This window comes from Nocardioides ginsengisoli (genome assembly GCF_039537225.1).
Taxonomy (GTDB): domain Bacteria; phylum Actinomycetota; class Actinomycetes; order Propionibacteriales; family Nocardioidaceae; genus Nocardioides; species Nocardioides ginsengisoli.
In genome coordinates, this window is record NZ_BAABAC010000008.1 from 8,273 (window position 1) to 28,948 (window position 20,676).

Sequence of the window (20,676 nt, forward strand, 5' to 3'; positions counted from 1 at the left end):
CGAGGGGCTGCGGATCGCGCGCGAGGTCGGCGGGGGCCAGCTCGGACGCCTGCTGCGCAACCTGTCCGGTTATCTGCGCGACGACCTGCGCACCCGCGCCGAGCTGGAGGCGCGGCAGTCCTGGGCGGTCAACGGCGCGCGGCTGGCGGTGGCGTCCCCCTGGCTGGTGCTGGTCGTGATGGCGACGCAGCGGAGCGTGATCCAGCGCTACCAGTCGCCCGCGGGCGCCGTCGTCCTGGTGGCGGGCGCGTTGGTCTGCCTCGTCGCCTACCGGCTGATGACCCGGCTCGGCCGGCTTCCCGTCGAGCGTCGGATCCTGCGATGAGCCCGGCCCTTCTCGGAGCCCTGCTCGGGCTCGGCGCCGGTCTCGGCACGGTGCTCGTCGTCGTACGGGTGGCCGCGATCCGCCGGATGCCCCTGGCCGCGCGGGTGCTGCCCTACCTCCGAGACGTCCTTCCCGACCCGCCGTCCGCACCTTCCCGCGGCCGTGCGCAGCCGCGCTGGGTGGCCGATCTGGCCGACCTCGTCGACCGCACGCTCGGCGGCGCGGCCTCGGTGCAGCGTCGGCTCGATCGCGCCGGATCGCCCCTCGGCGTGCCGTCCTTCCGCGTCGAGCAGGTGCTGTGGGGTCTCGGCGGCTTCGGCGCGACCGCCGCCTACGCCCTGCTCCGCACCTGGACCCGTCCGACTGCGCCGGTGCCCCTCCTCCTACTCTGCGTGGGCGGCTTCGGCTGCGGCCTGCTCCTGCGTGACCAGCGGCTGACCGCCGCGGTCAAGCGCCGTGAGTCGGCGATCCTCGCCGAGTTCCCGACCGTCGCCGAGCTGCTCGCGCTCAGCGTCGCGGCGGGGGAGGCGCCGGTCGCCGCCCTCGACCGCGTCGTCCGCCGCAGCGGGGGTGAGCTCTCCGCCGTCCTCGCCGAGGTCCTCGCCCGGGTCCGATCAGGCGGCCAGATCACCGACGCCCTCGACCGCCTCGCCGCGACGACCGGCCTTCCCGTCGTCGCGCGCTTCGCCCACGGCATCGCGGTCGCGATCGAGCGCGGGACGCCGCTCGCCGAGGTCCTCCACGCGCAGGCCGCCGACGTCCGGGAGGCCGGACGCCGGGCGCTCATCGAGCAGGCCTCCCGCAAGGAGATCGCGATGATGGCGCCGGTCGTCCTGCTCGTCCTGCCCACGACCGTCTTCTTCGCCTTCTGGCCCGGTCTCGTGGGCCTCACCCTCAGCCACTGACCCCCTCCACGAAAGGCCGCCCATGCACCTCGTCCGCCTGCTCCCGCGACCCCGCTCCCTGCTCCGACCACCCCGCGCTCGGCCCGCGCCGCGCGGGCGAAGGCGGCGGCCGGGCGACGAGCGCGGCGACGTGCCCGGCTGGGTGCTGGTCACCTTGATGACGGTCAGCATCGGCATGGCGCTGTGGGGGATCGCGCAGCCCCAGCTGGTCGGCATCCTGCGCGACGCGCTCGCCTCGGTGCGGTGACCCGCTGCCAGCGAGGAACGGCGCTCGTCGACGTCGCGCTGGTGAGCCTCGTCCTGGTGCCGCTCGTCCTCGGCGTCCTGCAGGTGGCGCTGGTCCTGCACGTGCGGACCACGCTCGCCGCGGCGGCGTCCGAGGGCGCCCGGCTCGCGGCGACCGCCGACCGCGGCCCCGCCGAGGGCGTCGCGCGGACGCGGGCCCGGATCAGCGCCGCGCTCGGCCCGTCGTACGCGCGGCACGTCGGCGTCCGGCGGGTCGTGGTCGACGGCGCTCCGGGTGTCGAGATCACCGTGCGGGCGCGGGTCCCGGCGCTCGGCCTCGACCTCGGCGGGCCGGCCCTCGGGGNNGACCTCGGCGGCCCGGCCCTCGAGGTCACCGCCTCGGGCCGGGCCGTCGAGGAGCTGCCGTGAGGCGCGGCCCGCGGCGCGACGAGCGGGGGAACGGCCTGATCGAGATGGCCTGGGTCGGCCTGATCCTGATCCTGCCGCTGCTGTGGGTGGTGCTGTCGGTATCCGAGGTCCAGCGCGGCTCGTACGGCGTCAGCGCCGCCGCTCGGGCCGCGGCGCGCGCCTACGCGCTCGCTCCCGACGACAGCGCCGGACGGCGCCGCGCCGAGTCGGTCGCGCGGCAGACGCTCGCCGACCAGGGCGCGGGGGATGCGCCGCTGCGCGTGCTGGTCAGCTGCACGCCGTACCCGCGCAGCTGTCACCGGGCCGCCTCCGTCATCACGGTCCGGATCGACACGGCCGTGACGCTCCCGCTGCTCCCGGACGTCCTCGGCGCCGGTACGCCGACCTTCCGGCTGCGGGCCGCCGAGACCGTCCCGATCGGTCGTTACCGTGACGCGCCCGCACCGCGCTGACCGCGCTGACCGGGGGAGCGCGACGCCGCTGGTCCTCGCGTTCGCCGCGATCGTGCTGGTCCTCGTCGCGGTCGTCGTCGACGCGAGCGCGGCCTACCTCGCGCGCGAGCGCCTCGACGCCCTCGCCGACGGCGCCGCGCTCCAGGGGGCCGACCTGGGCGCGCAGGGCTCGGCGGCGTACGTCGGCGGCCTCACCCACGGCCCGCTTCCCGTCTCGCGCGCGGAGGCCGAGCGGGCGGTCCGGGCGTACCTCCGCGACACCGGCGCCCTCCGCGCGCACCCCGGCCTGCGCGCGCGGGTGGAGGTCCGGGGCGAGCGGGTGGTCGTCGTCCTGACCGCGCCGCTGGCGCTCCCGCTCCACCTGCCGGGGACGTCGGCGACGACGGTCCGGGCGGTGGGCGCTGCCGTCGTCGATCCGGAGCGGTGAGCGCGGCACCGACCGGCGCGCGCCTCGAGATGCCGCACCCCCGCGACCTGGAGCCAGGTCGCGGGGGTGCGGATGAGATGCGGCCAGGATCAGCCGCGACCGCCGTGGTCGCTGGTCGGCTGGTAGTTCGCCGTCCCGTCGTAGAAGACGTCGAATCCCGCCTGCGTGACCAGGCTGCGCCAGCGCGGCTCGACGACGCAGTGGCCGACGCCGTTCTGGTCGGTCTGGGTCTCGCAGATCAGGCGCTGGCCGTCACCGCCCGGCAGGGACGAGGCGGTCCGGAACGTCAGCGTCTGGCCGGCGAGCGGGTTGCCGTGGCTGTCGCGCAGCGTGGCGTAGACGTCGCGCACCGAGCCGAGGACGACGGTCGTCCGCAGGTCGTCGAGCCGGGTCGCGGCCCGCTGGACCACCTGCGTCAGGCTCGGCGAGACGCTCGCGGCGCGCGAGCTGCTCCCCGAGTACGACGCCCGCAGCGGGTGGTTGCCGCTGGCGAGGCCGGTGACCTGCAGGGTCGCCTCCTGACGGCCGTTCACCGTCGCCAGCGCGACCGTCCCGAGGACGTTCTGGCCGTCGAGGAAGGTGACCGTCCCGGTCGGCTTGCCCGCCGAGGCGACGGTGTCCGCGACGACCGCCTTGAGGGTGAACGTGTCGCCATAGGCCGACGGGTTCGCCGAGGACTCGATCCCGGTGACCGTCACGATCGTCGACACGTCCTGCGCGGTGGTGGCGGAGGAGCCGTCGAAGGTCACGCTGCCGGCGTACACCGCACGGATCTCGTGGGTGCCGGGCGTCAGCGCGGTGGTCGTGTACGACGCGACGCTGGTGTTGGTGGCCGAGGCCGGGGCCAGGCTGCCGGCGCCGATCAGCGTGTCGCCGTCCCAGAACTGCACGACGCCCGTCGCCTTGCCGGTCGCCGGGGCGACCGTCCGCACGGTGGCGGTGAAGGTCACCGGCTGACCCGGCTGCGCGGTGTCGTCGTCCGACACGAGCTCGAGCGCGGTCCCGGCCTTGCCGACGGTCTGGCCGTTGCCCTGGTCGAGCAGGCCGGTGCTGGCGACGAAGCGCGGCTCACCGCTGTAGACGGCGGAGATCCGGTAGGTGCCGGGCGACAGGTTCGAGAAGTCGGGGCTGGTGGCGGTGCCGTCGGTCAGGACGGCGGGAGCGCCGAGCGCCGCGCCGTTGACCTTGAACTGCACGGTCCCGCCGGGGACACCGGCGCCGGGAGCGACGGGGCTGACGGTGGCGGTGAAGCGGACCGCGTTGCCCGGCTGCGACGGGTTCGCCGTCGAGGCCACGATCGTCGAGGTCTGCGCCCGCTGGACCTTCTGGGCCGCCGTGCCGTTGCTTCCGGAGAAGCTGTCGTCACCCTCGTACGTCGCGACCACGGCGTGCTGCCCGACGCCGAGCGAGTCGACCGTGATCGAGGCGGTGCCGCCGGTGAGCGAGCTGACCGGAGCGGTCCCGACGACGGTGTCGCCGTCGGTGAAGGTCACCGTGCCGGACGGGTTGCCGGCGCCCGGCGCCAGGACGGCGACGGTCGCGGTGAAGGTGACCGGCTGGCCGAAGACGGCGACCGGCGAGGAGCTGGTGACGGTGGTCTTCGTCGCCGCCTTGTTGACCGTGTGGTTGACGGTCGCCGAGGTGCTGGTGAAGAAGCTCGGGTCGGAGCTGAAGTAGACCGCCTTGATCTGGTGGGTGCCGCGGGAGAGCGTGCTCGTGTCGAGCTCCGCGACGCCGTCGACGAGGGTGACGTACGGGCCGGGCTGGCCGTCGATCGTGAACTGCACGAGCCCGACCGGCTGGCCGGTGGCCGGAGCCTGCGGCGTGACGGTGGCGCTGATCGTCACCGGCTGGCCGAAGACCGACGGGCTGGGGTCGACGGTGACGACGGTCGTCGTCTGCGCCGCGGCGACGGTCTGGGTGTAGCCGCTCGACGCGCCCGCGAACCGGCTGTCGCCCTCGTAGTTGGCCGTGATCGCGTGGCTGCCCGCGGGGAGCTTGACCGTCGAGGAGACGGCACTGCCGTTGTTCAGCGCGACCGGGGAGCCGATCGGGTCGCCGTCCGCGAAGAACTGCACGGTGCCGCTCGGGTCACCGGCGCCGGGGCCTACGACGGTGACGTGCGCGGTGTAGCTGAGCGGCTCGCCGGCCACGGCGCCGGGGTTCGACGAGCTCAGCTGGAGCGTGGTGTCGGCCCGGTCGACGCCGTGGGTGAGGGTCCCCGACGCGCTGGCGGCGAAGTCGACGTTGCCGTTGTACGTCGCCTGCACGTCGTGGTTGCCCGCCGGCAGGTTGCTGATCGTCAGCTCGGCCTCGTCGTCGCCGTTCAGCGGGATCGCGGTGCCGTACGGCGCGCCGTCCACGTTGAACTGGACGCCGCCCGCCGGGTCGCCCGCGCCCGGCGCCAGGACGCTGATCGACGCGGTGAAGGTGACCGCCTGGCCACTGACCGTGGGCGAGCCGGTGCTGGTGAGCACCGTGCTCGTCGGCGCCTTGCCGACGGTGAGCTGCTTGGTGGCCGAGGTGCTGGTCGCGACGTTGGCGTCACCGCTGTAGCGCGCGCCGATGGCGTGCGCTCCGGTGCTCAGCGCCGCGGTCGGCGCCGACGACGCCGCCCCGCCCGAGATCGGGACCGGCGCGCCGAGGTCGTTGCCGTCGACGGTGAACTGGATGGTGCCGGTCGGCGTGCTCGAGCCGTTGTTGGCGGCCACCTGCGCGGTGAACGACACCGGCTGACCGTGCACGACCGAGGCCGGCTGCACCACGGTGGTGGTGCTCGGGTTCTTCGTGACCTCGAACGTCACGGGCGCCGTGGAGCCCTTGTAGTAGGTGGTCTGGGCGAAGGACGCCGTCAGGGTCGCCGTCCGCGGCGGTCCCGACACCGGCAGGGTCGCCGTGGCGATGCCGCTGGCGTCGGTGGTGGCGTTGACCGACGTACCCCCGGACAGGGCGAAGGTCACGACCCGGCCCGGCAGCACGGAGGCCGCCAGGTTGGGGTCGGTCAGCTTGGCCTTGACCGTGACGGAGGTGTTCTGCGCGCCCGCGGTGTCCCCGGTGTAGGCGAGTGCGGTGATGTTGTCGATCGTGACCGCGCGGTCGGTCGTCTTCCAGCTGGTCGGGCAGTAGAGGAAGCCCGACCGGTTCCGCTCGTTGGCCCGCGCGATGTAGGAGCCGTTCGGGTAGTTGTGGGTGTCGATGACGACGCTCTTGGCCCCGGTGCCGCCCTGCTCGTTGGTGAAGACCTCGGCGCCGCCGGGGATCCGCAGCTGGAGCTGGGTGAGCGGCCCGTCCGCGGCGATGCAGCCGGTGCCGGAGTCGGTGGCGCCGCTCGCCGAGAGCGTGGCATTGCCTCGCAGTACGGCGTTCTGGGCCGGAGCCGTGATGTCGGCCGAGGCCGACGAGGCCAGGACGACGGGAAGCCCGATCGTCAGGGTGGAGGCCGCGAGGCCCGCGATCATTCGGCGCACTGAGGTTCCTTTCATCGCTGTCGCGCTCACTTGATCAGGGCGCCGCGCGCCGTGGAGGAGAGGTGGTTGGCGTCACCGGGGAAGGTGGCCGTGTATCCGAGGGCCGCCGTCAGCAGGACGATCTGCGAGCCCGCGTTGCAGACCGCGATCCCGGACTCGTTGGTCGTGGCCGTGCAGAGCAGCTTGGCGCCCGCCCGGAACTCGACCGGGACGCCGGCGACGGCCCGGCCGCCTCCGGTGACGGTCGCGCGGAGCTGGCCCAGCGGCAGCATCAGCGGGGTCAGCGCGACCGCCGCGGGTGCGGCCGTCATCGTCGTCGCCAGCTTGTTGATCGTCACCGGGAACGGCCCTGCCGAGCTGCCCTTGAAGCTGTCGGTGCCGGCGTAGACGGCGGTGATGTGGTGCGTGCCCGCCGACAGCGTGCTGGTGGAGATCGTGGCCTGGCTCGCCTTCGCGACATTCGGCGCCGGCGACGGCGAGAGCGCCACCGTGCCGATCGCGACGCCGTCGGAGTAGAAGGTCACCGAGCCGGTCGGCGTGCCGAGGCTGGTGTCCTCCGGCCACACGATCGCCTGGAAGGGGCGGGCCTCGCCGTAGGTCGACGGGAGGGCGGACGACGCCAGATCCATCCGGGTGGCGACCTGGACGACCTTCTGGGTGAGCTCGTCGGTGGCCGATCCGTAGCGGCCGTCGCCCGAGTAGAGCACCGTGACGGTGTGGTCGCCGGGCGCCAGGTCGTTGACGACGACGCTGGTGGCGCTGCCGTCGACGAGCTGGACGCCGGTGCCGAGCGCGTGACCGTCGACGCGGAACTGGACCGCGCCGCTCGGGACGTCGCCCGACGCCGAGGTGACGTCGACCGTGAACCGGACGTCCTCGCCGACACCCGAGGTGGGCTTGGAGGAGGTCAGGTGCGGGTGCGCCGCGGCGAGCGCGACCGTGTGGGTGAGGAGCGCGCCGCTGTCGGAGTAGCCGGAGGCCGCCACGAAGCTGGCGATGACCGTGTGGTCACCCACCTCGAGGTGCGAGACGGCGGGGCTGACGGCCCGGCCGTTCGCGTCGACCGCGACGGGTGAGCCGAGGTCCTGGCCGTCGACCGAGAACTGCACGGTGCCGGTCGGGGTGCTGTCGTCGTCGGCGGCCACCGTGGCGGTGAACGTGACGTCCCAGCCGTAGGCCGACGGGCTGTCGCTCGAGGTGAGCGCGGTCGTCGTACCGACGACGGCCGTGCCCGCGATCACCGTCTGTCCGACGGCCTCCGACTCGCTCGCCGTGTAGTCGTCGTCACCGGCGTAGCGCGCGGTGATCTGGTGGCTGCCCGGGGCGAGGTCGTCGACGTCCAGGCTCGCGGTGCTGCCGGAGGCCGAGGCCGTGACCGGGACGGCGCCGAGGGACTCGCCGTCGGCGAAGAAGGTCACCGTGCCGCCGGGGGCGCCTGAGCCGGGGCTCACGGCGGTGACGACGGCGGTCAGCGTGACGTTCTGGTCCTGCACCGACGTGGCCGGGATCGCCTGGACGACGGTCGTGGTGTCGGCGGGGGAGACGACCTGCTGGGTCTGGTCGGAGCCGTTCGCGTAGTTGGCGTTGCCGGCGTACCGGGCCTCGACGGTGTGCGTCCCGGCCCGCAGCGAGGTGACCGGAGCGAAGGCGGCGACGCCGTTGTCGAGGGCGACCGGGCTGCCGACGGCGGTGCCGTCGACGAGCAGCTGGACCGAGCCGGCCGGCGTGCCGCCGCCCGGGGCCTGGGCCGCGACGGTCGCGGTGAAGCTGACCGCCTCGCCGCTCACCGTGTGGCTCGCGGACGCGTCGAGCTCGACGCCGACCGTGGCCTTGGAGACGGTGACGGTCCGCGGGGACGCCGCGCTGCCGCCGTACACGTCGTCGCCGGTGTAGGTGGCGACCACGGCGTTGCTGCCGACCGGGAGGTCCGTGACGACGACCGAGGCGTTGCCGTCGGTGCCGACGCCGGCACGGCCGACCTCGGTGCCGCCGACGGTGAAGACGACGTCACCGGTGGGGGTGCCGGAGCCGGCGGAGACGGTCGCGGAGAGCGTGACCGGCTGGCCGTACGCCGCATTCGACGGCGAGACCGACGATGCGGTGCTGGTGCCGAGGAGCGGCACGCGGACCCGGAAGTCGACCGCGGACGACGAGCTGGCCGTGTGGTCGGCGGTGCCGCTGTAGATCGCGACGACCGAGTGCATGCCGAGGCCGAGCGTGGAGAGCGCGGCGCTGGTGGCCTGGCCGCCGCTCAGCGCGACGGGCGAGCCGAAGTCGGCGCCGTCGACGCGGAACTGCACCGTGCCGGCCGGGTTGCCGCCGTGGGACGGCGCGACGGTCGCGGTGAACCGGACCGGGTCGCCGATGGTGACGGTGCCCGGGTCGGCGATGACCGTGGTCGTCGTCGGGATGGTCCCGACGGTGAACGCGGAGGACGCCGAGGCGGGCTCGTGGGTGGCGTCGCCGGCGTACGAGGCGGTGACGGTGGCGCTGCGCGGCGGACCGGCGACGGCGACCTGGGTCTCGGCGATGCCCGCCGCGTCGGTGGTCGCGGTGACGGTGGCGCCGCCGGAGAGGGCGAAGGTGACCGTGCGGCCGGCGACGTTGTCGCCGGTGGGGTCGACGAGCTTCGCGCGCACCGTCGCGCTGGTGCCCTGCGGGGCGCCGGTGGCGCCGGCGTAGGTCAGCGACGAGCAGTTCTTCGGGGTGACGACGACGGTCGCGGCGTTGGTGATGCCGCCGGCCGTGACGAGGACGCCCCAGCTGCCGCGGACGCCGTTCTTCTGCAGGCCGTCGGCCTGCCCGGGAGCGGGGACGGTGGCGGAGTAGTTGCCGTTGGCGGTCGTCGTCGTGGTGACCGTGACGCCGAGGCCGGGCGTGAGGGGCGACTTGTCGAGCGTGATCGTCACCGGGACGCCGGCCGCGCCCGTGCTGAGCCGGCCCTCGACGGCGACGTCGCCGCCACCGCAGGTCAGGGACGGGGTGAGGGTCTCGGTGAGCGTGGTCGAGGCGGCCGGGGTGGAGGCGTTCGACAGCTTGCGGTCGATGGTCAGCGTGGCGCCGTCGAGGGGGAGCTTGAGGTACTCCTGCGCGTCGTTGCGGTGGCCCGGCGACCACCAGTGGGTGCTCACCATGGAGCCGTCGGCGCTCTGCGAGTGGACGCGGCGGGCCGGGACGTTGCCGACCGGGGCGGTCGCGTTCGCGCTGGTGACGTTCGCCGGGGCGTTGAGGGAGAAGGTGCCGTCGAACGGGCTGCCGCCGGTGCCCCCGAGGCTGCCGGCGTCGTAGGTGAAGCCGCCGGTGTAGTCGACGTCCACATTGTTCTGCCAGCTCTGCCCGGCCTCGATCGGGAAGTCGAGCGCGCGCCAGCCGCCGCGGGGGACCATGTCGAGGTCGATCGCCGCGGTGATGCCCACCGAGATGATCGAGATCGAGGCCTTCGCGGACAGGTTCTGGTGCTGCTTCTCCTGCAGCAGGGCCAGGTCGGAGCGGCGGACGTACTTGGTGCCGCTCACCGAGCCGGAGAAGTTGCTGAGGCTGGCGTTGCCCTGCGGGGTGCTCGCCGTACCGCTGCCGCCGGTGATGGTGCCGGTGATGGTGAGCTTGTAGGCGCTGTGTCCCTGGAAGCTCTCGACCCCCGCGACCGTGTAGGTCACGTTCTCATTGATCGTGACGTCCGCCGTGTCGCCGGTGTAGCGGAACGTGGTCTGGTAGGTCCACGCCCACCCGGTGTTCCACGCCACCACGTCGTCGCCGGACGCCTGCGCCGCGTGCGCCGGTACGCCGGTCGCCGCTGCCGCCAGCGTCGCGACCACGGTCGCGAGCACGCTGAGCCAGCTCATCCGGCGCCGGAACGCGCGCGTCGCGCGTGCGTGGGGCGCTGGGCGTCGGCGTCGGTCTGTCGGGTGAAGAGTGCTGTCGTTCGGCCCAGGGAGCATGCGTCACCGTCCCGTGTGAGTGGGGGGGTGCCACCCGAGAGGGACGGGCACGGGAGCCCATGTGGCGGAGGGAGTGCCGGGATTCAAGCAGGTTTGTGACGCCCAGCACATCCCTTTCTGAAAACTGTTCACGTTTTCTTTGCAAGGGGTCTTGGGGTGCCCCGGGGCCGGTCGGGGCGTCGCCGACCCGGCACAAACTGGCGCGCGAAATGCGCCGACCCGGCACAAACTGGCTCGCGAAATGCGCCGACCCGGCAGAAACTTCTGCCGGGTCGATCATCGGCGGGGAGGCATGAACCTGGTTCATCGGATCCGCGCCGATCACCTCCGCCGCACCCTGGGCGCAGCCGCGCCCACGCCCCGGGCGAACCTCGCGCACACCCCCCGGCGCACCCGCACCGCCCCCGCGGCGACCGCGGTTCGCCGCCGTACCCCCTCGCGCCGTAGCCTTGTGTCTTGTGGCTGGACCCGATTACGACGCCGAGATCAAGCAGCTGACTGCGACGATGCACACCATCGAGCAGGTCCTCGACCTGCCCGCGATGGAGCAGGAGATCGCCGACCTCGGGGTCCAGGTCGCCGCGCCCGACCTCTGGGACGACCAGGCCAACGCCACGCGCGTCACCGGTCGGCTCTCGTCGCTGCAGGGCCAGGTCGAGCGGTTCCGCGCTCTGCAGGGCCGGATCGAGGACCTCGCGGTCCTCGCCGAGCTCGCGGCCGAGGAGAGCGACGCCGACACGCTGGCCGAGGCCGAGACCGAGCTGGGCAAGGTCAAGAAGGCCGTCGAGGGGCTCGAGGTCCGCACCCTCCTCTCCGGTGAGTACGACGAGCGCGAGGCCATCGTCACCATCCGCTCCGGCGCCGGCGGTGTCGACGCGGCCGACTTCGCCGAGATGCTGATGCGGATGTACACCCGCTGGGCCGAGCGCAACAAGTACCCCGTCGAGGTCTACGACATCTCCTACGCCGAGGAGGCCGGCATCAAGTCGGCCGAGTTCGCCATCCACGCCCCCTACGCCTACGGCACCCTCTCGGTCGAGGTCGGCACGCACCGGCTGGTCCGGATCAGCCCGTTCGACAACCAGGGACGGCGGCAGACGTCGTTCGCCGCGGTCGAGGTGGTCCCGGTGCTCGAGCAGACCGACGAGATCGAGGTCGACGAGAACGAGGTTCGCGTCGACGTCTTCCGCTCCGGCGGCCCCGGCGGCCAGTCGGTCAACACCACCGACTCCGCGGTCCGCCTGACGCACATCCCGACCGGCATCGTGGTCAGCTGCCAGAACGAGAAGTCGCAGCTGCAGAACAAGGCCTCCGCGATGGTCGTCCTCAAGGCCAAGCTCCTCGCCCTGAAGAAGGCCGAGGAGGCCGCGCTCAAGAAGGACCTCAAGGGCGACGTCGCCGCGAGCTGGGGCGACCAGATGCGCAACTACGTGCTCAACCCCTACCAGATCGTCAAGGACCTGCGCACCGGCTACGAGACCGGCAACCCGCAGGCCACCTTCGACGGCGAGATCGACGGCTTCCTCGAGGCCGGCATCCGCTGGCGCCGCGGCACCGAGAAGGCCGCCGACAACTGATCCCGGCCGAGCGCCGCGGTCAGCGGGCCTTCGCGGCCGCCGACCGCGGGCTCAGCGGCCCCCAGCCGATCCGGTTGCGGGCCTTGATCCGCACCGCCCAGCGCCCCTTCGGCAGCATCAGCTGCACGGCCTGCGTGGTGCCCGGCAGGACGCTCGTGTGCTTGGTCGCGACCACACGGCCGCGGGCGTCGAGCCGGTAGGCGTTGATCACGTAGCCGGTGATCGCGGCGCCGCCGGTGACCGGCGTCGACCAGCGGACGCCGATGGACAGCTTGCCGCCCGTCGCCCCCTTCGCGACCTTCGGTACGGCGGGCGCGCTCGGCCGCCGCGCGGGCGTGCTGGAGGCGCCCGGCTTCGCCGCCGACGGGGGCTTGGCGACGCTCGAGCCGCCCGCGCAGCCGGTGACGGCGAGGGTGTAGCTGCCGAGGCTGCCGTAGGCGTCGTACCCGCCGGAGGCCCAGCCGCTCGCGCCGCCCTCGCCCGAGCCCGCGCCGGCGACGCTGACGTAGTAGGGGCCGCCGGTGAGGCTGCGGCTGACGGTGGCGCTGAGGCCGTTGAGCCGGCCGTTGACGCGGGTCGTGGCCGGGGCCGCGGCGGTGAGCAGCGCGCCGCTGGCGTTGCGGAGCTCGAGCCGGATGTCGAGGTTCGGGCCGACCTCGGAGGGGTCGGCCTGAGCGGTGACGGTGCCGGAGCAGCCGTCGAGGCGGTACCAGTCCCGGTCGGCGCTGGTGGTGATCAGGCCGGTGCCGTGGGGCAGGTCGGTGTAGGGGAGCGCGGTGTCGGGGTTGTCGCCGGCCTCGTCGGTGCGCAGGGTGCCGCCGTGGGCCGCGATGACGGCGACGTCGTCCTCGTGGTTGTTGGCGCCGAGGTAGTCGCCGCGCGACCACTGGGTCACCGCGGCGGCGTACGGGCTGCCCATGATCGGGCCCCACAGCGCGTTGCCCGCGTAGTAGCCGTTGGTGGTGGTGCCGTCGTGCGACAGGCCGAGCGTGTGGCCGGCCTCGTGCGCCGCGGCCTCGGCGAGGTTCTTCGCCTTGTTGCCCAGCGACGAGGGGAAGACCCACGCCGGGCTGCGGGTCTCCCCGGGGGTGACCATGTTGTAGGTGCCGATCCAGGCGATGCCGCCGCAGCCGCCGTTGCACAGCGCGCGCTGTACGGCGGTGCCGGAGCTGAACGCCACCCGCGTCCCGTACGCCGTGTCGCCGCTCGACGCGCGCCACAGCCCACCGGCCGCCGGCTCCTGCGTCGTCACGTCGATGTCGAAGGGCGCATAGTCCTCCGCGACGCGCGCCCAGACCTCCTGGATCACGGTCCGCTCGTCGTCGGAGAAGCTCGGCGACGCGTCCAGCGACCAGCCGGGGAAGACCAGCGTGCTCAGCCCGTTGAGCAGCCAGGAGTTGGTCGACAGCAGCGTGCCGCCGTCGAAGTCGAGGTAGATGGTCCGGTTCGCGCCCGGGCGGCTGTGCATCACGAACGTGTCCGCCAGCGAGTACGACGTGAGCGCGCTCGCCTGCGCCGTTGTGAGGTCGTCCGCCGTGCTGTCCGCGGTCGCGGCCGCGCCGGTGGGCGCCTGCCACGCGTCGACGGCGAAGATCTGGCCGTCGGGCGAGGCGGAGAGCGACGGGTCCCGCTCGAGCAGGGCGATCTGGTGAGCGGTCAATCCGGGCGTGGACGGCGTGGACGGCGTGGACGGCGTGGCCGGCGTACCGGGCTCGGCGTGCGCGCCGCCCGTCGCCGTGGCCACGAGTGCCACCGCGACGCCTGCCCCGAGAAGAGCGCGGACTCCCGCGCGCAGAAGGTTCCCCATGGAGCCCCGATCGGTGCTCGGGGAGGGGGCCTGAGCCGACCGGGACCGAGGTCCCGGGGACTATGACCGATCGGCCAGGCGTGTCGACTGGATCGAGGGCCGGATGGTGTGCCGATCAGCTGACCGGGACCGACGCCGCCTGCGCGACGGCGACGCACCACTTGCCGGCCCGGTCGACGAGCTGAGCCTGGTCGACGGCGACCGGGAGGGTCAGGCTGCAGGCGAGCCAGGCGTCGCCGAACAGGCCCCGGTAGGTGACCGAGCGCTGGTCGCCGAGCTCGCACACCAGGCCGGTCGAGGGGGTGCCGTAGGCGGGCGCGCCGGCGAGCGCCGTACAGCCCTTGGTCTTGGCGGCCGCGGCCACCAGCTGCTGCGCCCAGGCGGCGGTGACCGGGGGAGCGAACACCCACGCGCGGCCCTCGGCCGGCACCGTGGGGGAGGACGCCGCGCGGCACCCGTACTCGTGGGCCACGTCGCCCCCGGGGACGGCGTCGGTCTGCTCGCCGTTGTCGTAGCCCGAGACGGTGCCCTCGGCGCCCAGCGCGGCCGTGACCGCGGGCGCCGGGATCAGCTCGCAGAAGGGGGCGCGCTTGACGACCGCCGTCGCGGTGTCGAAGTCCTGTAGCGCGGTGCCCTGGTAGGCGGCCGGCTTGCGCGGGGGCGCGGGCGTGCTGCCCTCGCCGGAGACGGCCACGCCGATCGCGACGGGGAGGAGCGTGAGCAGCGCGGAGAGGAGCAGCGCACGCAGGACCGTCGGCACGGCGATCACCCTAGAGGACGTACCTGAGAGCGCCCCGAGCGCCTGTGACCTCACCCACGACCGGCGACGCACCGGACGGCGGGTCCGAGCGGACGCCTTGGTCGTGGCGTACCGTCAGGTCAGTGATTCGCTTCGAAAAGGTCACCAAGCGCTACCCCGGACCCGGGAAGCCGGCGCTCGACCAGGTCACCCTCGACATCGACAAGGGCGAGTTCGTCTACCTCGTCGGTACGTCGGGCTCCGGCAAGTCGACCGCCCTCCGGCTGGTCCTGCGCGAGCTCCGTCCGACCACCGGGCGCGTCCACGTCGCCGGCAAGGAGATCAACCGGATGGCCGGGTGGAAGGTGCCGCGGCTGCGCCGCCAGATCGGCACCGTCTTCCAGGACTTCCGACTGCTCCCCAACAAGACCGTCGCCGAGAACGTCGCGTTCGCCCAGCAGGTGATCGGGAAGTCCCGCCGCGAGATCAACAAGGTCGTGCCGGAGACGCTCGAGCTGGTCGGGCTCAAGGACAAGGGCGACCGGATGCCCGACGAGCTCTCGGGCGGTGAGCAGCAGCGGGTGGCGATCGCCCGCGCCTACGTCAACCGCCCGATGATCCTCATCGCCGACGAGCCGACCGGCAACCTCGACCCGGCGACGTCCGTCGGGATCATGAACCTCCTGGGCGACATCAACGCGACCGGTACGACGGTCCTGATGGCCACCCACGACCACGGCATCGTCGACCAGTTCACCAAGCGGGTGATCGAGCTCGACCACGGCAAGGTGGTCCGCGACGAGGCATCCGGCAGCTACGGCTTCCAGCACTGATCTCAGGAGATCTCCTCACTCATGCAGCTGCGCTACGTCTTCACCGAGCTCCGAACCGGCCTGCGCCGGAACCTCTCCGCCCATCTCGCGGTGATCCTCACGCTCTTCGTCTCGCTCACCCTCGCGGGCATCGGCATCCTGATCCAGAAGGAGGCCACGCTCGCCCGCAGCACCCTGGGCGACGAGCTGAAGATCCTGGTCAACCTCTGCACCCAGGACGACCCGTCGCAGAGCCCCAACTGCGGCAGCGGTGAGGTCACCGCCGACCAGAAGCAGCGGATCGAGCAGGAGATCAAGGACAACCCGGAGGTCCGCAGCTCCCGCTATGTCTCCAAGCAGGAGGGCTTCGACAACGCCCGGAAGTCCGGCCAGATCCCCGACAGCGCCGTCACCGGCCCCAACCCGGTCGTGACCGTCGACAGCTGGCCGCAGGGCTACTGGGTGACGCTCAAGGACCCCAACCAGGCCGACGGCATCATCAGCGCGCTGCAGGGCCTCGACGGCGTCTCCGGGATCAAGGACGAGCGCAAGGCGCTCGGGCAGATCTTCGGCATCATGAAGGTGCTGCGCTACGGCTCCTGGATCGGCTCCGGCTTCCTGCTGCTCGCCGCGCTGCTGCAGGTCACCAACACGATCCGGCTGGCCGCGCTGGCGCGCCGTCGCGAGATCGGCATCATGCGCCTGGTCGGAGCCTCGACGCTCTACATCGCGCTGCCGTTCCTCCTCGAGGCGCTGGTCACCGCGATCATCGGCGTCGGGCTGGCGACGGCCGCGCTCGCCGCCTTCCAGTACTGGGGGATCGAGAACGGGCTCGCCGAGCACGTCACCTTCCTGCCCTGGATCACGCGCGACGACTTCCTGCACTCGCTCATCGACTACTTCCCGCCGGGCATCGTGATCCTCGGGCCGGTGCTGACGCTGGTCCCGACACTCCTGCTGACCCGCAAATACGTCAAAGTCTGATCGCGGGCGGTTACGGTCGACGGGTTCGGTGAGCGAGCGCCAGCGAGCGAACCGAGCAACTCTTCCCCGAACACTGATTGGTTGGACCAGTGCGCTTCTTCCCCAGCGCCCCCTGGCTGCGCCGTGCCCTCGAACGGCGTCCTGCGTGGGCCCACCCGCAATGGATCGTCACCCTCGTGGCGGTCGTCGTCGCGATCGCGGGCCTCACGGTGCCGCTGGCGCACGCCGACGACCGCCACGACCTCAAGCACAAGCAGAACCACGTGCGGGGTCAGATCTCGGGGGTCCGCGACCTCATCGACGAGGCCAGCCAGCAGGTCTCCCGGATCAGCAAGCGGCTGGACCGGGCCAAGGGGCAGCTGACCTCCGCGCGGATCCGGCTCAAGTCGGTCCGGGCGGACCTGGTGAAGGCGCAGTCGGCCGCGGCGACGCTCGCCGCCAAGCTCGCCGACGCGCAGCACCAGCTCGACCTCGCCAAGGCCGCGCTCGCCCAGGCCCGCGCCGACGTCGCCGTCCAGCGGGGAGAGAGCCGCGACGCCGTCGTGTCGATGGCCACCGGTGACGACGCGCGGATCGCGATCGTCAACGCCTACCTCAACAGCGGCTCGATCGAGGACGTCCTGACCGGCCAGACGGCGTACGACGTCGTCACCGGCCGCCAGCACCAGGCGCTGGTCAAGCTGGAGGCCGCCGAGGAGGCGATGGCGAAGCAGAAGGCCGCCGTCGCCGACGCCCGTGACGCGGTCGCCGCGGCGAAGAAGCAGGCCGACGAGAACGTGGTCGTCGTGACGCGCCTGGTCGCCAGCGCCACGACCGCCCGCAACCAGGTCCTCGGCCTGGTCGTGAAGACCCGCGACGCGCGGCAGGCCGTCGTCCGGGCCCGTGCCCGCGACCGCGCCGCGCTGCGCCGGCTCGAGGCCCGCGAGGCCAAGATCCGCCGCCAGATCCTCGCCCTGTCGAAGAAGCAGGGCGGCAGCTACCACGGCGACACCGGCGGCCTGCTCGCCCGCCCGGGCCCGGGGCCGATCACCTCGCCGTTCGGCTGGCGGATCCACCCGATCTACGGCTACTGGGGCCTGCACAACGGCACCGACTTCGGCACCGGCTGCGGCGCGGCGCTGTGGGCCGGCGAGTCGGGCACGGTCATCAACGAGTACTTCGACGAGGTCTACGGCAACCGCCTCTACCTCGCCATCGGCAAGGTCAACGGCGACAGCATCGTGCTGGTCTACAACCACATGAGCCGGTACGCCGTCCGCGAGGGCGCGCACGTCAAGCGCGGCCAGGTCGTCGGCTACTCGGGCACCACGGGCTGGTCGACCGGATGCCACCTGCACTTCACGGTGCTGCGCAACGGCACCGCCGTCGACCCCATGCAGTACCTCTGACCCTCGCTCCGGGTCTCACCCGGCATTCCTGTCCCGTCTCGGGCGGATTCACGACCGGAATGCCGGGTGAGACGAGGACCTCGGGGCCGCGCTGTCGACCTGTGACCTGTGACCTGCGGACCTGTGAACTAACCCGTTGCGGGCGCCTGAGAGAATCGGGCCATGGCCAAGAAGTCGGGTGCGAAGAAGGAGGACGCGGAGGGGCGCAAGCTCGTCGCGTCCAACAAGAAGGCGCGCCACGACTACCACATCGAGGACACCTTCGAGGCCGGCCTGGTCCTCCAGGGCACCGAGGTGAAGTCGCTGCGGATGGGCCGCGCCAGCCTGGTCGACGGGTTCGTCGACATCGACGGCGGCGAGGCCTGGCTGCACGGCGTGCACATCCCGGAATACGCCCAGGGCACCTGGACCAACCACGCCGCGCGGCGCAAGCGCAAGCTGCTGCTGCACCGGATGGAGATCGACAAGATCGAGCGCAAGGTCAGCGAGAAGGGGCACACGGTCGTCCCGCTGTCGCTCTACTTCGTCAAGGGCCGCGCCAAGATCGAGATCGGCCTGGCCAAGGGCAAGAAGACCTGGGACAAGCGGCAGGCCATCGCCGAGCGGACCGCCGACCGCGAGAAGCAGGAGGCGATCGGCCGCCGGCTCAAGGGCATGCGTGACTGAGCTGGTCGCGGCCGAGGCTCAGGCCGAGGTCGCGGAGGTCCGGGCGTTCTGGGAGCGGCTCGGCCTGCCCGGCCTGATGGACCTCCACGTCCACTTCCTGCCGCCGCCGATCGAGCGCGCGGTGTGGCGGGAGTTCGACAACGGAGGAGAGCTCATCGGCCGGTCGTGGCCGATCCGCTACCGGTTCGACGCCGACGAGCGGCTGCGGCTGCTGCGCGCGTTCGGGGTCCGGCGGTTCCCGACGCTGCCCTACGCCCACAAGCCCGGCGTGGCGGCCTTCCTCAACGACTGGAGCCGCGACTTCGCGGCCGAGGTGCCCGAGGCGCTGTGGACCGCGACCTTCTACCCGGAGCCCGAGGCGGCGTCGTACGTCGAGGGGCTGGTGCGCGACGGCGTCACGCTGTTCAAGGTGCACTCGCAGGTGGGGCGCTTCCACGTCGACGACCCGCTGCTCGACCCGGTCTGGGCGATCCTCGAGGACTCCGCGACCCCCGTCGTCGCCCACGTCGGCTCGGGGCCCGTGGGCACGCCGTACACGGGTCCGGAGGCGATGGCCCGGCTCCTGCGCGCGCATCCCCGGCTGAAGGTCCTCGTCGCCCACCTCGGAGCGCCGGAGACGGCCGACTTCGTGACGCTCGCCGAGACCTACGACGGCGTCCACCTCGACACCTCGATGGCGCTCGCGCCCTTCTTCGGCGGCCGGATCGACGACGGGCTGGTGCCGCGGCTGGGGGCGCTGCGCGAGCGGGTCGTGTACGGCTCGGACTATCCGACGCTGCCGTTCCGGTACGTCGACCAGTTGGGGTGGCTCGCCGACCTCGGGCTCGGCGACGACTGGCTGCGCGACGTGTGCTGGCACAACGCCGTCCGACTGCTCGGGCCGGGCGTCGCGGATTCTTGACCCCTTCCCCCCTTCCGCAGGGGGTTGCCGTGATGTTGGACTGGCTCTCCAGACATCGGCACGGAGGAGAAGCATGCGCACTCGTCTCTTGACCCTGATCGTCGCGGTCGTCGCGGCCGTCGCGGGCCTCGGCCTCGTCGTCCCCAGCTCGCCAGCATCGGCGAGCACCGGCGGCACGGCCGACGGCAACGCCCATCCCAATGTCGGCATGATCGTCTTCTACGACGCCGACGGCCGGTTCCGCTGCTCCGCGACGCTGGTCAGCCCGACGGTCCTCCTCACCGCCGCGCACTGCACGACCGGCACGCTCGGCAAGACGCTCGTCACCTTCGACAGCGTGATCGCCGAGGCGCCGCCGTCCCCGCTGCCGGCCGCCGCCGATCCGTCCGCGGGCTACACCGCCGACGAGCTCGCCGCCGCCGGCTACCTGTCCGGGACGGCGTACACGCACCCGAACTACAGCAACTTCACCGACATCAACAACTGGAACGACGTCGGCGTCATCGTCCTCGACCACCCGGTTACCGACATCGCGCCCGCCCCGCTCGCCCCCGTCGGCACGTCCGACGCGGTCAAGCAGCCGCGGTCGGTGCTGTTCACCGCGGTCGGCTACGGCACCGAGGTGCGCAAGCCGGACTCGGGCCCGCAGAAGCCGACCCCGATGAGCTACCCGCTGATCCGCCGCTACGTCGAGATGCCCGGCCAGAAGATCACGCCGCAGATCATCCAGACCAACGGCAACGACAAGGACCCCTTCGGCACCGGCGGCACCTGCTTCGGCGACTCCGGTGGGTCCCTGTGGCTGAACGGCGCGATCGTGGGCGTCACGTCGTACGGGCGGACGGCCAACTGCCGCTACATCGACGGCTACCAGCGCGTCGACATCCCCGTCGTGCGCAACTGGCTGGCGACCTTCGGGCTCTGAGCCCGGCCTTACGTCGTACGAGGTGGGCCTTCCGGAATATCCGGTGGGCCCGCCTCGTTGGCCACCGGTAGACTGGAGTCGTTGACAACAGAAGAGGGGCTGATCGGTTTCGACTTGGGACGTTTGTTCCAGGGGAAGCGGGTCGAGAAGCCAGCGTCATCTCGTAAACGATCGCTGGAAACCAATAACTGCCAACGCTAAGCGCAGTTCCTTCGCTCTCGCCGCCTGAGCGGTGATCGAAGCGTCTGACCGGGCATCCGTCTCCGTCCCGGAACCAGGCGTCATCTAGGAGACTCGCTGCGTCACTCTCGCCGGGAGGGTGACGCGGGACTCAAACCCGGCTGGGCCTGTCGGCGACGTGTCAGTGCGAGCGCCGGGGCCGAGAAAACGCCACCACTGACTGCACCCGGAGAAGACCTGGCTCGGCGCTCGAGGACCGGGGTTCGATTCCCCGCAGCTCCACTCACCTCTGACCGACGTGGCCCGCGCTCAGCGCGGGCCACGTCGGTTCGTCATTTTTCGTGCCGCGCTGCGTGGTGCGGTGGCGGTTTCCGTCGGACCTGGCGCGTAGGTTGCGGCGCTAACCGCCGGGTGCCGGCAGCCGACGAAGGGGCGATAACGATGCTCACCCGCGAACAGCGCGAGCTAGGTGTTCTGTCCACGCAGGTTGGGCACGAGGTCGGCTGGTGACTTGCCGCCGAGTGCGGTG

Annotated in this window: 16 protein-coding genes and 1 other RNA gene; 13 read left to right on the forward strand and 4 right to left on the reverse strand. The window is 72.5% G+C overall.

Annotation, left to right across the window (positions count from 1 at the left end):
• The 5 genes from AB4880_RS05530 to AB4880_RS05550 all read left to right on the forward strand — a co-directional run.
• Positions 1-325, forward strand: a 325-nt coding sequence (locus AB4880_RS05530; protein ID WP_367918212.1) for a type II secretion system F family protein, incomplete at its 5' end; no start/stop codon positions are given.
• Positions 322-1,230, forward strand: coding sequence for a type II secretion system F family protein (locus tag AB4880_RS05535; protein WP_367918213.1), 909 nt, complete (start codon positions 322-324; stop codon positions 1,228-1,230). The genes AB4880_RS05530 and AB4880_RS05535, both read left to right, overlap by 4 nt.
• 243 nt (positions 1,231-1,473) lie before the next feature.
• Positions 1,474-1,884 carry a TadE/TadG family type IV pilus assembly protein gene (locus AB4880_RS05540; RefSeq protein WP_367918214.1) on the forward strand — a complete coding sequence of 137 codons (411 nt, stop codon included), beginning with the start codon at positions 1,474-1,476 and terminating at the stop codon, positions 1,882-1,884.
• The gene (locus AB4880_RS05545; protein ID WP_367918215.1) at positions 1,881-2,336 is read left to right on the forward strand and encodes a hypothetical protein; all 456 of its coding nucleotides are present in this window, start codon (positions 1,881-1,883) and stop codon (positions 2,334-2,336) included. Before AB4880_RS05540 ends, AB4880_RS05545 begins: the two co-directional genes overlap by 4 nt.
• The gene (locus AB4880_RS05550; protein ID WP_367918216.1) at positions 2,314-2,763 is read left to right on the forward strand and encodes a pilus assembly protein TadG-related protein; all 450 of its coding nucleotides are present in this window, start codon (positions 2,314-2,316) and stop codon (positions 2,761-2,763) included. The genes AB4880_RS05545 and AB4880_RS05550 overlap by 23 nt, the downstream gene beginning before the upstream one ends.
• Before the next feature lie 89 nt (positions 2,764-2,852).
• Here the strand turns inward: AB4880_RS05550 and AB4880_RS05555 are convergent, their stop codons facing one another.
• Both AB4880_RS05555 and AB4880_RS05560 read right to left on the reverse strand, forming a co-directional pair.
• The gene (locus AB4880_RS05555) at positions 2,853-6,221 is read right to left on the reverse strand and encodes a beta strand repeat-containing protein (protein WP_367918227.1); all 3,369 of its coding nucleotides are present in this window, start codon (positions 6,219-6,221) and stop codon (positions 2,853-2,855) included.
• A gap of 35 nt (positions 6,222-6,256) precedes the next feature.
• On the reverse strand, positions 6,257-10,072 hold the full coding sequence (locus tag AB4880_RS05560; protein WP_367918217.1) for an Ig-like domain repeat protein: 3,816 nt from the start codon (positions 10,070-10,072) through the stop codon (positions 6,257-6,259).
• A gap of 554 nt (positions 10,073-10,626) precedes the next feature.
• On the opposite strand from AB4880_RS05560, the gene prfB reads away from it, so the two are divergent.
• Positions 10,627-11,745 (forward strand): peptide chain release factor 2, encoded by a 1,119-nt coding sequence (gene prfB / locus AB4880_RS05565; protein WP_367918218.1) that lies wholly within the window; start codon positions 10,627-10,629, stop codon positions 11,743-11,745.
• 19 nt (positions 11,746-11,764) lie between these two features.
• On the opposite strand, the gene AB4880_RS05570 is transcribed toward prfB, so the two are convergent.
• Together AB4880_RS05570 and AB4880_RS05575 are read right to left on the reverse strand one after the other, a co-directional pair.
• Positions 11,765-13,498 (reverse strand): fibronectin type III domain-containing protein, encoded by a 1,734-nt coding sequence (locus AB4880_RS05570; RefSeq protein WP_367918219.1) that lies wholly within the window; start codon positions 13,496-13,498, stop codon positions 11,765-11,767.
• Positions 13,499-13,667: 169 nt separating this feature from the next.
• Entirely contained in the window at positions 13,668-14,312 is a 645-nt protein-coding gene (locus AB4880_RS05575) for a hypothetical protein (RefSeq protein WP_367918220.1), read from the reverse strand.
• Positions 14,313-14,434: 122 nt separating this feature from the next.
• Here AB4880_RS05575 and ftsE point away from each other — a divergent pair, with 122 nt between their 5' ends.
• The 7 genes from ftsE to ssrA all read left to right on the forward strand — a co-directional run bounded on the left by ftsE (position 14,435) and on the right by ssrA (position 20,432).
• Entirely contained in the window at positions 14,435-15,124 is a 690-nt protein-coding gene (gene ftsE / locus AB4880_RS05580; protein ID WP_367918221.1) for a cell division ATP-binding protein FtsE, read from the forward strand.
• A gap of 21 nt (positions 15,125-15,145) precedes the next feature.
• Positions 15,146-16,087 (forward strand): permease-like cell division protein FtsX, encoded by a 942-nt coding sequence (gene ftsX / locus AB4880_RS05585; RefSeq protein ID WP_367918222.1) that lies wholly within the window; start codon positions 15,146-15,148, stop codon positions 16,085-16,087.
• Positions 16,088-16,176: 89 nt separating this feature from the next.
• A complete protein-coding gene (locus AB4880_RS05590) occupies positions 16,177-17,475 on the forward strand; it encodes a peptidoglycan DD-metalloendopeptidase family protein (protein WP_367918223.1) in 1,299 nt (432 codons plus the stop codon).
• 162 nt (positions 17,476-17,637) lie between these two features.
• On the forward strand, positions 17,638-18,141 hold the full coding sequence (smpB, locus tag AB4880_RS05595; RefSeq protein ID WP_367918224.1) for an SsrA-binding protein SmpB: 504 nt from the start codon (positions 17,638-17,640) through the stop codon (positions 18,139-18,141).
• The gene (locus AB4880_RS05600; RefSeq protein WP_367918225.1) at positions 18,134-19,042 is read left to right on the forward strand and encodes an amidohydrolase family protein; all 909 of its coding nucleotides are present in this window, start codon (positions 18,134-18,136) and stop codon (positions 19,040-19,042) included. Before smpB ends, AB4880_RS05600 begins: the two co-directional genes overlap by 8 nt.
• A gap of 73 nt (positions 19,043-19,115) precedes the next feature.
• Positions 19,116-19,967 carry a trypsin-like serine protease gene (locus tag AB4880_RS05605; protein ID WP_367918226.1) on the forward strand — a complete coding sequence of 284 codons (852 nt, stop codon included), beginning with the start codon at positions 19,116-19,118 and terminating at the stop codon, positions 19,965-19,967.
• Between the two features lie 95 nt (positions 19,968-20,062).
• Positions 20,063-20,432: a transfer-messenger RNA gene (gene ssrA, locus AB4880_RS05610) on the forward strand.
• The last annotated feature ends 244 nt before the right edge of the window (positions 20,433-20,676 follow it).